We start from the raw sequence: 13,817 nt of genomic DNA, 5'->3' as shown, positions 1-13,817 counted from the left end.
AGTTATGGCTGCTAAAAAAAACAATCAATCCAAAACCGTAAAGGATATTAATTACTACAAAAAGAAATTCTGGAGAATCTTTGCCTATTTTCTATTAGGAATTCTGGCTTTCTTTTTATTTGCTTCATGGGGGCTTTTCGGATCAATGCCTTCTTTTGAAGATTTAGAAAATCCGGATTCAAATCTGGCTACAGAAGTCATATCTTCTGACGGAGTTGTGCTAGGTAAATATTTCAAAACCAATAGATCTCAATTAAAATATTCAGACCTTCCTAAAAATTTAGTAGAAGCTCTAGTAGCTACCGAAGATGCTCGTTTCTACGAACATTCCGGAATTGATGGACGCGGAACTTTAAGAGCCGTTTTTAGTTTAGGAACAAATGGAGGAGCAAGTACATTAACACAACAGCTGGCAAAACAGTTGTTTCATGGTGAAGGTTCTCGTTTTCTTCCATTCAGGATTTTGCAAAAAGTAAAAGAGTGGATTATTGCCATTCGTTTGGAAAGACAATATACCAAAAATGAAATTTTGGCAATGTATTGCAACGTTTACGATTTTGGAAATTATTCTGTGGGAGTAAGCTCTGCGGCACAAACCTATTTTTCAAAAGAGCCAAAAGATTTAACTATTGACGAATCAGCAATGCTGGTTGGAATGTTCAAAAACTCAGGATTATACAATCCAATTAGAAATCCGGAAGGAGTTAAAAACCGTCGTAATGTGGTTCTTGGTCAAATGGTTAAAGCAAAAATGATCTCAGAAGCTGAAAAAGAAAAATTACAAGCTTTACCAATCGCATTAAAATTTAAGTTAGAAAGCCACCGTGAAGGAACAGCAACTTATTTTAGAGAATATCTTCGTGATTACTTGAAAAAATGGGTAACTGAAAATAAAAAACCTGACGGATCAGATTATGATATTTACAAAGATGGTTTAAGAATTTATACAACCATCGATTCAAGAATGCAGAATTATGCAGAAGAAGCAGTTTCTGCACATATGCAAAACCTTCAGCAGCAGTTTTTTATTGAACAGAAAAACAATAAAAATGCGCCTTTCGTAAATATTACTCAGAAAGAAACGGATAGAATTATGATGCAGGCCATGAAAAATTCTGTTCGCTGGGCTCAGATGAAAGAAACGGATAAGAGCGAAGAAGATATTATTGCTTCTTTTAAAATAAAAACCAGAATGCGTGTATTTACCTGGAAAGGCGAGCGTGATACTGTCATGACACCTATGGATTCTATTCGTTACTACAAACACTTCTTGCAATCTGGTTTAATGGCAATGGAACCTCAAACAGGTAACATTAAAGCTTGGGTTGGAGGAATCAATTACAAATATTTTCAATACGATCACGTAGGTCAGGGAGCAAGACAAGTAGGTTCTACATTTAAGCCTTTCGTTTACGCAACGGCAATTGAAGAGCTTAATATGTCTCCTTGCGATTCTATTCTTGATGGGCCTTTTATGATTCATAAAGGTCGACACCACGTAACGGCAGACTGGGAGCCAAGAAACTCTGATTACAGATATAGAGGAATGGTTACTTTAAAACAAGCTTTGGCGGCTTCGATCAATACCGTTTCTGCTAAATTAATTGATAGAACAAGTCCGGAAGCCGTTGTAGAATTAACTAAAAAATTAGGAGTAAAAACAGAAATTCCGGTACAGCCTTCAATCGCATTAGGAGCTGTAGATATTACAGTAGAAGATATGGTTGCAGCCTATAGTACATTTGCTAACCAGGGAGTTTATGTAAAACCACAGTTTTTAAGCAGAATTGAAAACAAAAGCGGTGAGGTGATTTATGAGCCAATTCCAGAAACTCATGACGTTTTAAATAAAGACATTGCCTTTGCAGTAATAAAATTACTTCAAGGAGTAACAGAAAGTGGATCTGGTGTGCGTTTACGTACACAAGGAGGTGGAAGCGGAGATAATCGCTGGACAGGTTATCCATATATGTTTACAAACCCAATTGCAGGTAAAACAGGTACAACACAAAATCAATCTGACGGTTGGTTTATGGGAATGGTTCCGAACTTAGTAACTGGAGTTTGGGTTGGATGTGAAGATCGTTCGGCACGATTTAAAAGTTTGACTTATGGACAGGGAGCAACTGCAGCATTACCTGTTTGGGGATATTTCATGAAAAAATGTTATGCAGATAAAAATCTTCAAATTTCTAAAGGGGAATTTGAGCGTCCTAAAAACCTTTCAATAAAAGTAGATTGTTATCAAAGACCTGCTATTGTAAAAGATACGACACAAACAGAACAAAATACAGACGAATTTGAGTTATAAACTTAAATTCAGTTTCTAAATAAAACATCCTTTTGTCTTTTTCCTGATTTGGAAACTGCAAAAGGATGTTTTTTTATGCCTAATTTTATTTTTACGAAATCGTTATAATTCAATCTAAAAATCTTATTTTTATCAAAAATATACAGTAATAAAGTTCATTTGTTATGATAACAAAAAAAGTTAATAATGTTCAGGAAGCAATTACAGGCATTGAAACCGGAATGACAATTATGTTTGGTGGTTTTGGTTTATGCGGTATTCCCGAAAACACAATTGCTGCATTGGTAAACACCACAATTTCAGATTTAACTTGTATTTCCAATAATGCAGGTGTAGATGATTTTGGTTTGGGATTGCTTTTGCAGAAAAAACAAATCAAAAAAATGATTTCTTCTTATGTAGGTGAAAATGCTGAGTTTGAGCGTCAGATGCTTTCAGGAGAATTAGAAGTCGAACTTACACCACAAGGAACTTTAGCAGAACGTTGCCGAGCTGCTCAGGCAGGAATTCCGGCATTTTTTACACCAGCAGGTTACGGAACAGAAGTTGCCGAAGGAAAAGAAGTTCGCGAATTCAACGGTAAAATGCATATTATGGAAGAAGCTTTTAAAGCCGATTTTGCGATTGTGAAAGCATGGAAAGGTGACGAAGCCGGAAACTTAATCTTCAAAGGCACTGCGAGAAACTTTAATGCTTGTATGGCGGGAGCCGGAAAAATTACAATTGCTGAAGTTGAAGAATTAGTTCCGGTTGGAACTTTAGATCCAAATCAAATTCATATTCCGGGAATTATGGTGCAGAGAATTTTTCAGGGAGAAAAGTTTGAAAAAAGAATTGAACAACGCACAGTACGCCAAAAAAATTAGATAATTGAGATAATTTGTCAATTAGATAGTTTTTACAATTATCTAATTATCAAATTGACTAATTGACACATTAATAGATATGTTAACAAAAGAAGATATAGCAAAACGAATTGCAAAGGAAGTTAAAGACCGTTATTTTGTAAATCTCGGAATCGGAATCCCAACTTTGGTGGCAAATTATGTTAGAGAAGATATTGCAGTAGAGTTTCAAAGTGAAAACGGAGTTCTCGGAATGGGGCCTTTTCCTTTTGCTGGTGAAGAAGATGCCGATATCATCAATGCGGGAAAACAGACTATTACGACATTGCCGGGCGCAAGTTTCTTTGATTCGGCTTTTAGTTTTGGAATGATCCGCAGCCAGAAAGTAGACCTGACTATTCTGGGAGCAATGGAAGTTTCTGAAAACGGAGATATTGCAAACTGGAAGATTCCGGGCAAAATGGTAAAAGGAATGGGAGGCGCAATGGATTTAGTAGCTTCCGCCGAAAATATCATTGTCGCAATGATGCATGTTAATAAAGCAGGTGAATCTAAAATTCTTAAAAAATGTACTTTGCCACTAACTGGCGTAGGATGCGTAAAAAAGGTTGTAACAGAACTTGCGGTTCTGGAAGTAACAGAAAAAGGTTTTAAGCTCTTAGAACGAGCGCCAGGTGTCTCTGTTGACCACATTGTTGCTTCTACAGAAGCAGATTTGATAATTGAAGGTGAAATTCCCGAAATGGACATTTAAAAAACGCAAAAATTATAAAAAAATGAAAGCCGGCTTATAAGCTGGCTTTTTTTGTAAGAATAAATTAAAAATATATGTTAAAAAAGAGCTCTTTTTAAATTTTTGTGCTGTTTTTCAGTTGTTTAAATGTTTAAACTATACAAAATTTCGCACTTTTATTTGAGAATTTTATATGGTTTGTTAAATAAAAGTGAATTTAAAGTAAAAATTGTTGCATTTTGTCGATTAACGGCAAATTTCATCGATAATCTAACAAAATTAAAATACTTTTATTTAAAATTTAAGTATTTACTTACTTTAATTGATTTGTTTGTAATTATTTAACCAAACTTAAAAACCCCCAATTATTATGGAAAGAAAATTACCAAGAATTATTACCGCAGCTTTACTTATTTTATCACTTTCTGCAGCGGCGCAAGTTACTGACAAACGGGTAAGCCAAAAAAATGTATCCGAAAATGGACAGCCTAGTTTAATTACATTTAGTGATGTGTCGACTTACAAAGGGACAGATTCTCAAAAAGTTTTTAAAGAACAGCTTGGATTGAAAGATAATCAGTCTTTTAGAAAAGTAAAAGCTGAAACTGACAAACAAGGTTATACACACGAAAAATTTCAACTGTATGAGCAGGGCATTAAAGTAGAATTTGCAAATTACACACTGCACTCTCAAAACGGAAAATTAGTTTCGATGAATGGAGAATACTACAACATCGAAAATGTAAAACTAACTCCTGCACTTTCTCAGCAGGAAGCTTTTAACAGAGCACTCAGTCATACCCATGCATCAGAATATCTTTGGGAAAAACCACAAGATGCAAAAGAAATAGGGTATGAAAAACCTGTTGGAGAATTGGTTCTTCTGCCAGATATGGAACAACAGGGTGAACAAAGAACTACAGATAAAGTCCGCCTTGCCTACAAATTTGATATTTATGCCACAAAGCCGTTAAGCCGCGGTGATTTGTACATAGACGCACAAACAGGAAAAGCATTGTTTTATAATGCGACGATAAAACACCTGAACGATAATGTTCATGCAAGAAAAGTTTCTGCTTCAAAAAGTGAAAGTAAAGAAACTGTTTCAGCTAAAAAAGCGATTGTAGCCGCGAACGCTGCAACACGCTACAGCGGTACACAAACCATCCAAACTACTTTAAGCGGTTCCTCTTATATTTTATTGGATGGAACTCGTGGTAACGGAATCCAAACTTATAATTCTGCAAGAACAGCTACATACCCAACTACAAACTTTACTGATGCTGACAATAACTGGACGGCTGCAGAATATAACAATACCAATAAAGACAACGGCGCTCTTGATGCACATTGGGGAGCCGAAATGACTTACGATTATTGGTCTGCAGTACACGGCAGAAATAGTTATGACGATGCCGGAGCAAAAATTAAAAGCTATGTGCATTACAATTTAATTGCTGCAGGATATTCAAGCAATAATAATGCTTTCTGGAACGGAAGTGTTATGACATACGGCGACGGAAGCGGTACAGGAGGATTTGATATTTTAACTTCTTTGGATGTTGCCGGACACGAAATTGGCCACGCGGTTTGTACCTATACAGCAAATCTTGCATACCAAAAAGAATCTGGAGCAATGAATGAAGCTTTTTCCGATATCTGGGCGGCTTGTATCGAATATCGTGCAGCACCGACAAAATCGACTTGGTTAGTGGGTGAAGATATTGAAAGAAGAAGCGGACATGTAGCACTTCGTTCAATGAGCAATCCAAAATCAGAAGGGCAGCCGGACACTTATGGAGGAACTAATTGGATTAGTGTAAGCTGTACGCCTACAAGCAGTAACGACTATTGCGGTGTGCATACTAACTCAGGAGTTTTTAATCACTGGTTTTATATTTTATCTGTTGGAAAAACAGGAACTAATGATATAGGAAGTTCATACAATGTAACAGGAATTGGAATTGATAAAGCTGCGAAAATTGCCTTTAGATTAGAAGATGTATATTTAACTTCAAACTCAACTTTTGCCAATGCAAGAACATCAGGTATTCAGTCTGCAATTGATTTATACGGAGCAGGATCTGCGGAAGTTATTGCAACTACAAATGCATTTTATGCAATAGGTGTTGGAGCGGTATATTCTGGATCAACAGATACAACTGCGCCATCTGCTCCAACAGGTTTAGCAGCTTCCGGAACAACTGGAACTACTACAAATTTAACCTGGACAGCTTCTACAGATAATGTGGCAGTTACTGGATATGATATTTACCAAGGAACAACTTTAAAAGGTTCTTCTACTACAACATCATACAACGTAACCGGATTAACAGCTTTAACAACATACAGTTTTACTGTAAAAGCAAAAGATGCAGCCGGAAATGTTTCTGCTGCGAGTAATGCGGTAAGTGTAACAACTACAGCGGCAACAGTTTCTTATTGCGCATCTCAAGGAAACAGCACAGCAGATGAAAGAATAAGCAAAGTTGTTTTTGGAACAATCAACAATACATCTACAGGAACTGCGGGTTATGAAAACTATACTTCGCTTTCTACCAATGCGGCAAGAGGAAGTGCTTACACTATTACCATAACTCCGGTTTGGACATCAACCACTTACAATGAAGGTTATGCTGTATTTATTGATTATAATCAGGATGGTGATTTTGCAGATTCTGGTGAAACCGTATGGACAAAAGCAGCTTCAAAAACTACTCCGGTAACTGGAACAATTACAATTCCGGCAACAGCAGTTTTAGGAGCAACTAGAATGAGAGTTTCTATGAAATATAATGCGATTCCAACATCTTGTGAAGGGTTCTCTTATGGACAAGTAGAAGATTACACAATAAACATTACAGCTTCTGGAACTATTGAAGCCGAACCAATCGCAGCAGGAATTACTGAAACAACAGAAACTGAAAGTTTTGCATTATATCCAAATCCTGTTGAAAGCGAATTAAATATTTCACTTTCAGAAGCAAACGGCTATTCGTATAAAATTATTAATACATTAGGTCAGCAGCTGGGTTCAGGACAAGTTTCAGGAACAATTGACGTAAGCAGACTAAGCACAGGAATTTATCTTATAGAATTAAATAATGGTGCAAAAAAAATCGTTAAGAAATTTGCCAAACAGTAAAAAACAGAAATAAATAAAAACAAAAACCGCTCAAATATTTGAGCGGTTTTTAATTTATAATACTTTGCAAAACAATTTTTTATAATGCTGTATTTAAAGTAAACATAGAATGTTTTGCTGTAGATTTTTAATTAAATTAGTTTAGTTTGAAAGAAGCTCCTAAACTAAAAGTAACCTGATTGTTTAAATGATCAAATACATCATTGTTGTCACTGTATTTTGCAATTGGAAATCCAATTTCTGTGAAAACACCAAAACCATCAGTAAAAAAGTAACGTCCGCCAACATGGCCTCCAAAATTACGCAAACCTAAACTTAAACCTGGGTAAACATCTAATTGTTCAACTCCAATAACACTGCTTAAATTAGCATTAATCCTTGCTTTAGCATCAAAACGATCTTTAAATTCTGGTTTGTAATCATTGTATGGAGTTGGATTGTTGTGGTAGAAACCGTTAAAATTATCTACACCAAGCAAATAATTAGCAACAAATCCAAAAGAGAAATTTTCTCCTAAACCAAAATCAACAGAACCCTGAATTCCTGAACCGCCATCTTGAAGATTAGCACCTACATTTACTCTAACATCGCCTTTACCAGTAAAAGCCTGCTGCGCCTGAATAAATCCAAAGGATACTAAAAACAAAAATGTGATAACTTTTTTCATAACTTAAATATTAATTATTTTGATGGTGCAAATTTAGTTTTTTACTGATTAATTCCTACCTTTTTCGTTAGAATACAATTCATTTAACGGATCGCTCTGCCAGAATTCCTTGGTGTCGATGTTCATAATCGTCAACGGACCTTTAAAAGCCGCACCTGTATCAACGTTCCAGACACAAGCCTTGTTTACAGGTACAGTTTGTCCAATTCGGGTAACCGGCGTGTGGCCAATATAAATCTCTTTATAAACGGTAAAACGCTTTGGATAATATAAATCATCAGGTTTTAATTTTGGATCTAATGCTAAAGCAGATTCCCAAAGAGTTCTGTCCCAATAAAATAATTTTGGAAAATATTCCCAGACTACGCCGTTTAAATTGGTAAATCCGGCATGAACAAAAAGTCGGTTTTCATCATCAAGATAATAATCTTTCAAAGACTCAAAAAACGCAATATGTTCTTTTTTTCTTTCAGGAGATATTTTAGAATATCCTTCAACAGTAGCTTTTCCGCCATGTTTGTACCACATTTCTTCATCAAAATCTTCATGTCGGTTTTCAAGCCAGTCTAAGGCAAGTTGATCATGATTTCCTCTAATGCAAATGCAGTTTTGTTTGGTTTTAAGGTCGATTAAAAAATCAATAACTTCTGCCGACTGGCTCCAGCCGTCAACATAATCGCCTAAAAATATAAGAGTGTCTTTTGTAGTAACTTCGGCTTTCTTCAATACTTGTTCAAGTGCGAGTAATCCTCCGTGTATGTCGCCTATAACAAATGTTCGCATTTTTAAATATTTCGGGTGTAACTACAAAAATAATTAAAATGATTCGTTTGTGATCATTAAGTTGTTAATCTTTAAAAATTGATACTATTTATAACTAATTCTGCTGTTCTTTTTATGTCTTTCCTGTTTAAATTTGCATAATGTCAGACACGCCAGTATATCGTAAAATAATTCATATTGATATGGATGCCTTTTATGCTTCGGTAGAGCAGATGGATAATCCTGCTTTGCGCGGAAAACCCGTAGCTGTAGGCGGTTCTGAAAATAGAGGAGTAGTTTCTGCTGCAAGTTACGAAGCTCGAAAATTTGGTGTGCGAAGTGCTATTAGCGGCGTTCTTGCGAAAAAATATTGTCCTGAAATTATTTTTGTCCGTCCCAGATTTGACCGTTATAAAGAAATCTCATCCAAAATTCATAAAATCTTTCATGAATATACTGATTTAGTCGAACCGCTTTCGCTCGATGAAGCTTATCTGGATGTAACCCAAAACAAAAAAGGAAATCCAAGCGCCAGTTTATTAGCACAGGAAATCAGATCCCGAATATTAAATGAAGTTGGATTAACAGCTTCTGCCGGAATATCAGTTAATAAATTTGTGGCCAAAATTGCCAGCGACATCAACAAACCCAATGGGCAAAAAACAGTAAATCCCGATGAAATTATTCCATTTTTGGAAGAACTGCCCATTAGAAAATTCTACGGCGTTGGAAAAGTAACGACAGAAAAGATGTATCAGCTGGGTATTTTTACCGGATTAGATCTTAAAAGCAAATCATTAGAGTTTTTAGAAAAGCACTTTGGCAAATCGGGAACATTTTATTACAGTGTCGTTAGAGGAATTCATAACAGCGAAGTAAAACCACACCGAATTACAAAATCAGTTGCGGCAGAACATACATTTGATGTAAATCTTTCATCGGAGATTTTTATGCTGGAACAGCTTGAAAGAATTGCAATTTCTTTAGAAAAAAGACTCAAGCGACATAACGTTTCGGGAAAAACAGTAACGCTTAAAATAAAATACAGCGATTTTACACAGCAAACGAGAAGTAAAACACTGGCTTATTTTATTTCCGATAAAAGTTTGATAATGGAAACCATTCAGGAATTACTTTATCAGGAAAAAATGAAAGATTCAGTTCGATTACTCGGAATTTCACTTAGTAATTTAAATACAGAAGAAAAAAAAGCAGTGGTTGTGCAGTTAAAATTTGCATTTTAATCGGTTTAAATACGGTTTTCGTTGAAAAGTTTGCAATTTTAGTGCTACCTTTGAGGGAAAAGTATTTCTAAAATTCATTTATAATGAAAAAGAATAGCTCTGAAGAAATAATAAACCGCACTTTGGTGCCAATTTTGGCCTTAGATCTTCATTATGAGTATTTAAATGAATTAAAGGCTGTTTTTGCCGATATGAAAAAGGTGAATAAAATTTCTTCTCAATTTACCTGGAACGAAAAAGACCTCAAAATTGAAGAAAGAATCAAAGACGAAGTCGTTCTTATTACCGATTTAGATTTGAAAATTGTCTTCGCATCAAACGGAATAAAAAGAATGACAGGATATCAGGAAGAAGAAGTTCTGGGAAAAACACCCAGAATGTTTCAAGGTCCGGCAACCAATAAATCTGTTTTAAAAGAAATTAAAGAAGCCATAAAACAGGAAATTCCGTTTAAAAAAACAATCGAAAATTATAAAAAAGACGGAAGAACTTATAAATGCAGCGTCGATGCTACACCGGTTTATAATTTGAAAGGAAAACTTTCGCATTTTATTGCCTTTGAGAGAGAAGATAAAAGTGCTTAATGTTTTATCTAACCGCAAGGTACACTAGGAATTACGCAAAGCGCGCTGCCTTTTAAAATATAAGAAACATAAAAGCCGTCTCATGAGACGGCTTTTATTATATTTTTTGCGAACCTTGCGCAAACCTTAGCGTGCTTTGCGGTTAAACTCTCTAAAGATTCTCAAAGAAATCATTTCCTTTATCATCTGTAATAATAAAAGCTGGGAAATCTTTAACCGTGATTTTGCGAACAGCTTCCATTCCTAATTCTTCAAAATCAACAACTTCAACTTTCAAGATATTATCCTGAGCCAAAATTGCAGCCGGTCCTCCAATAGAACCTAAGTAGAATCCGCCATATTTGTTACAAGCATCTGTAACCTGTTTAGTACGATTTCCTTTTGCCAGCATAACCATACTGCCGCCATGTTTTTGGAATTCATCAACATAGACATCCATACGTCCAGCTGTTGTTGGTCCAAAACTTCCTGAAGCCATTCCTTCCGGAGTTTTTGCTGGTCCGGCGTAATAAACAGGGTGATTTTTAAAGTAATCCGGCATTGGTTTTCCGGCATCCAGTAATTCTTTAATTTTTGCGTGTGCAATATCTCGGGCTACAATAACAGTTCCGTTTAGTTTTAAACGTGTTTTAATAGGGTATTGAGAAAGTTTTGCCAAAATATCTGCCATTGGCTGGTCTAAGTCAATTTCAACCGGAGCTTCTAAATGCGGCGCCGTTTCTGGTAAAAATTGTTTTGGATTTACTTCTAACTGTTCAACGAAAATTCCGTCTTTTGTAATTTTCCCTTTGATATTTCTGTCAGCAGAACAAGAAACGCCCAATCCAACCGGACAGGAAGCTGCATGACGAGGTAAACGAATTACGCGGACATCGTGCGTGAAATATTTTCCGCCAAACTGAGCTCCGATTTCACTTTCCTGACAGATTTTTTGAACACGAGCTTCCCATTCTAAGTCACGAAACGCCTGACCTGCCATATTTCCTGTAGTTGGCAGATTATCATAATATCCGGCAGATGCTTTTTTAACAGCGCTTAAGTTTGCTTCTGCAGAAGTACCGCCAATAACCAAAGCTAAATGGTAAGGAGGACAAGCCGAAGTTCCTAAATCTTTAATTTTCGCACGGATAAAAGCATCCATCGATTTGTCGTTTAATAACGATTTTGTCTGTTGATATAAATATGTTTTATTCGCAGATCCACCGCCTTTTGCCATAAACAAAAACTCGTATGAAGCTCCTTTTTTAGCATAAATGTCAATTTGCGCCGGAAGATTTGATCCTGAGTTTTTTTCCTCAAACATCGAAATCGGAACAATTTGAGAATAACGTAAATTACGCTTTTGATACGTATTAAAAATACCACGGCTTAACCATTCAGCATCATCAACACCAGTAAAAATACTTTCTCCTTTTTTGGCCATTACAATCGCAGTTCCAGTATCCTGACAGCTTGGTAACTGACCTTCTGCGGCAACAGTTGCATTTTGCAGTAAATTGTAAGCTACGAAACGGTCATTGTCTGTAGCTTCCGGATCGTCAAGAATGTTTCTTAGTTTTTGTAAATGAGTTGTTCTCAGCATAAATGAAACATCGGTTAATGCTTCTTCTGCCAATAATTCTAAACCTTTTGGATCAACGGTTAAAACTTCGCGTTCTCCAAACTGTTCAACTTTTACAAAATCAGAGGTGATTTTGCGGTACTGCGTATCATCCTTCAAAATTGGGTAAGGATCCTGGTATATAAAATCAATCATTTCTTTGTTTTTTTACAAAGTTAGAAATTATTTACCTAAGAAAGAATTTGAATAAGGTCTCTTAAAAGAGTTTATTGCTGTTTATGAAACTCATCAAAAGTCATCTTTTTTTCGAAGTAAGGTTTTTCTTTTGCCGAAAGAAGTTTCTTTTTCCATTTATCTCCTTTCAAAGTAAAAGATATTGAATCTGAGTATTGTACGACTCCAGAATCTTCAGAATCATCGTCTGTCGGTACAAATGCAACAGTTTTGCAATAAAAGGATTTTGGATCTTTTTCAGAATCCCCGCTTATGAATTCGGTCCAGCTTCCCCAGCCGCTGTCTGACATTGAGAACCATTCATGAACAAGGTCTACATTATTGTTTTTTAAATAATAAAGATAATTGTCATGCGTATAACCACATGCAGGATATCCTGAGGTAACTTTTATAAATGAAGAATTTTTATCTGATGAATCAGTTAAACCAAAAGAACCGTACCATTCTGCACCTTTTTCATATTGTTTGATTGCTACATTTGAAGAAGCAACTTTGGTTTTATTTTGATAAAAATCAAGTCTGAATTTAGAAGTCACAATACTGTCTTTGTCTACATCTTTCTCTATTAAGTTTGCCAGAATGTGACTAATATTTGAATTTTTATCGTCAGAAAGCATTATGGTATCTATCTGCAGCGGACTTTTTTCGGTTTCTTGTACACTGTTTTCAGCAGTTTCCGGAATTTCTATAGCGTTTAAGTCTGCTGTTTCAGCTTTCTTCTGTTCTTTTTGGCAGGCAGCCAAAAGTATTATAATGAAAAGATATTTTAGTTTCATAAAATTATTTTAGTTCTTCAAAAATATATGTTTCTTCGTATTGCACATTGAATTTGTTCAGAAAATTTAGACATTCTTTATTGAAACTTTGTTTTTGATGATGCTCTTTTTGATTTTGAATGTATTTATAAACGGAGTCAATTTGAGATTGGCTGTATGAAAAAACGCCATAACCCTCCTGCCAGGAAAATTTAGACTTTGTTAATTGGTTTTCGTTTATATATTTTGACGATTTTGCCTTGACAGTTTTCATTAATTCAGAAATTGTAATTGTCGGTTTTAACGATAGCAGACAATGAACGTGATCTTCAACTCCGTTGATAATAATCGTTTTACATCCGGTTTCATTGATTAAATTTCCAATTACACCAAGTAAATTAGATCTCCATTTTTCATCAATAACTGCATTTCGATATTTTACAGCAAAAATTATTTGAAGATAAACTTGATGGTATGTGTTTGCCATTCTTCTTTTTTATTGCAAAATAAATCTTTTTGCTTTGACGTGGTTATTTTTTTTGTAATATTTAACTTTCTTTTTTGGTAAGATATCGGTCGTTCCTATGGAACTTAAAATCAGACGTCATAATAATCAACGGATTAAAATCCGTTGCTACAAAATTGATTCGTTCCTATCGGAACTTTAGCGGTTAAGAAATTAAGAAGAACCATTGGTTCGCAACATTTTGTAGGGCCGGATTTTAATCCGGTTTAAAATATCGATAGTTAAAAAAGATCCATCGGATCGGCCGATATTATTCGTTTTTTAAAAGGTCTAGACAAAAGTTTTCGCAAGATTGAATGATTCTTCTAAAACTTATATTTTAAGAATTAAGAAGAACCATTGGTTCGCAACATCTTGTAGAGCCGGATTTTAATCCGGTTTACAAAATATTGAAATAGAAAAATATCCGTCGGATTAACCAATATTCCCTTTTTTTTAAAAGACCGCGAC

General features: G+C 35.3%; 11 protein-coding genes. 6 read left to right on the top strand and 5 right to left on the bottom strand.

The window, feature by feature from the left end; translation table 11 throughout:
- The first annotated feature begins 4 nt into the window (after window positions 1-4).
- From ABD859_RS04955 to ABD859_RS04940, 4 genes are all read left to right on the top strand, one after another.
- Entirely contained in the window at window positions 5-2,311 is a 2,307-nt protein-coding gene (locus tag ABD859_RS04955) for a penicillin-binding protein 1A (RefSeq protein ID WP_345141092.1), read from the top strand.
- 164 nt (window positions 2,312-2,475) lie between these two features.
- Complete coding sequence (locus ABD859_RS04950; RefSeq protein ID WP_345141089.1) at window positions 2,476-3,177, top strand: CoA transferase subunit A; 702 nt, start codon at window positions 2,476-2,478, stop codon at window positions 3,175-3,177.
- Window positions 3,178-3,256: 79 nt separating this feature from the next.
- Window positions 3,257-3,910, top strand: a complete 654-nt coding sequence (locus ABD859_RS04945; protein WP_345141086.1) for a 3-oxoacid CoA-transferase subunit B — start codon at window positions 3,257-3,259, stop codon at window positions 3,908-3,910.
- A gap of 349 nt (window positions 3,911-4,259) precedes the next feature.
- A complete protein-coding gene (locus ABD859_RS04940) occupies window positions 4,260-7,034 on the top strand; it encodes a M4 family metallopeptidase (RefSeq protein ID WP_345141083.1) in 2,775 nt (924 codons plus the stop codon).
- A 136-nt stretch (window positions 7,035-7,170) separates the two neighbouring features.
- Here the strand turns inward: ABD859_RS04940 and ABD859_RS04935 are convergent, their stop codons facing one another.
- Window positions 7,171-7,701: a DUF6646 family protein gene (locus ABD859_RS04935; protein WP_345141080.1), complete on the bottom strand. Its 531-nt coding sequence runs from the start codon at window positions 7,699-7,701 to the stop codon at window positions 7,171-7,173.
- 48 nt (window positions 7,702-7,749) lie between these two features.
- Window positions 7,750-8,484, bottom strand: coding sequence for a metallophosphoesterase family protein (locus ABD859_RS04930; RefSeq protein WP_345141077.1), 735 nt, complete (start codon window positions 8,482-8,484; stop codon window positions 7,750-7,752).
- A 140-nt stretch (window positions 8,485-8,624) separates the two neighbouring features.
- On the opposite strand from ABD859_RS04930, the gene dinB reads away from it, so the two are divergent.
- Entirely contained in the window at window positions 8,625-9,707 is a 1,083-nt protein-coding gene (dinB, locus tag ABD859_RS04925; RefSeq protein WP_345141074.1) for a DNA polymerase IV, read from the top strand.
- An 83-nt stretch (window positions 9,708-9,790) separates the two neighbouring features.
- A complete protein-coding gene (locus tag ABD859_RS04920; protein ID WP_345141071.1) occupies window positions 9,791-10,291 on the top strand; it encodes a PAS domain-containing protein in 501 nt (166 codons plus the stop codon).
- Window positions 10,292-10,442: 151 nt separating this feature from the next.
- Here the strand turns inward: ABD859_RS04920 and ABD859_RS04915 are convergent, their stop codons facing one another.
- The 3 genes from ABD859_RS04915 to tnpA all read right to left on the bottom strand — a co-directional run bounded on the left by ABD859_RS04915 (window position 10,443) and on the right by tnpA (window position 13,328).
- Window positions 10,443-12,047, bottom strand: a complete 1,605-nt coding sequence (locus ABD859_RS04915) for a fumarate hydratase (protein ID WP_345141068.1) — start codon at window positions 12,045-12,047, stop codon at window positions 10,443-10,445.
- Window positions 12,048-12,118: 71 nt separating this feature from the next.
- Window positions 12,119-12,862 carry a hypothetical protein gene (locus tag ABD859_RS04910; protein ID WP_345141065.1) on the bottom strand — a complete coding sequence of 248 codons (744 nt, stop codon included), beginning with the start codon at window positions 12,860-12,862 and terminating at the stop codon, window positions 12,119-12,121.
- 4 nt (window positions 12,863-12,866) lie between these two features.
- Window positions 12,867-13,328, bottom strand: a complete 462-nt coding sequence (gene tnpA / locus ABD859_RS04905) for an IS200/IS605 family transposase (RefSeq protein ID WP_345141061.1) — start codon at window positions 13,326-13,328, stop codon at window positions 12,867-12,869.
- Window positions 13,329-13,817 lie beyond the last annotated feature (489 nt).

Source organism: Flavobacterium ginsengiterrae, assembly GCF_039539785.1.
Classification (GTDB): domain Bacteria; phylum Bacteroidota; class Bacteroidia; order Flavobacteriales; family Flavobacteriaceae; genus Flavobacterium; species Flavobacterium ginsengiterrae.
The sequence above is the reverse complement of the archived record's forward strand: the minus strand, read 5'-3'. Positions and strand labels throughout refer to the sequence as shown.

Bases quoted from the DNA above. Each gene is read 5' to 3' on its own strand.
- ABD859_RS04950 (WP_345141089.1), top strand. From the start codon at position 2,476: ATGATAACAAAAAAAGTTAATAATGTTCAGGAAGCAATTACAGGCATT.
- ABD859_RS04935 (WP_345141080.1), bottom strand. From the start codon at position 7,701: ATGAAAAAAGTTATCACATTTTTGTTTTTAGTATCCTTTGGATTTATT.
- ABD859_RS04940 (WP_345141083.1), top strand. From the start codon at position 4,260: ATGGAAAGAAAATTACCAAGAATTATTACCGCAGCTTTACTTATTTTA.
- tnpA (WP_345141061.1), bottom strand. From the start codon at position 13,328: ATGGCAAACACATACCATCAAGTTTATCTTCAAATAATTTTTGCTGTA.
- dinB (WP_345141074.1), top strand. From the start codon at position 8,625: ATGTCAGACACGCCAGTATATCGTAAAATAATTCATATTGATATGGAT.
- ABD859_RS04910 (WP_345141065.1), bottom strand. From the start codon at position 12,862: ATGAAACTAAAATATCTTTTCATTATAATACTTTTGGCTGCCTGCCAA.
- ABD859_RS04945 (WP_345141086.1), top strand. From the start codon at position 3,257: ATGTTAACAAAAGAAGATATAGCAAAACGAATTGCAAAGGAAGTTAAA.
- ABD859_RS04955 (WP_345141092.1), top strand. From the start codon at position 5: ATGGCTGCTAAAAAAAACAATCAATCCAAAACCGTAAAGGATATTAAT.
- ABD859_RS04920 (WP_345141071.1), top strand. From the start codon at position 9,791: ATGAAAAAGAATAGCTCTGAAGAAATAATAAACCGCACTTTGGTGCCA.
- ABD859_RS04915 (WP_345141068.1), bottom strand. From the start codon at position 12,047: ATGATTGATTTTATATACCAGGATCCTTACCCAATTTTGAAGGATGAT.
- ABD859_RS04930 (WP_345141077.1), bottom strand. From the start codon at position 8,484: ATGCGAACATTTGTTATAGGCGACATACACGGAGGATTACTCGCACTT.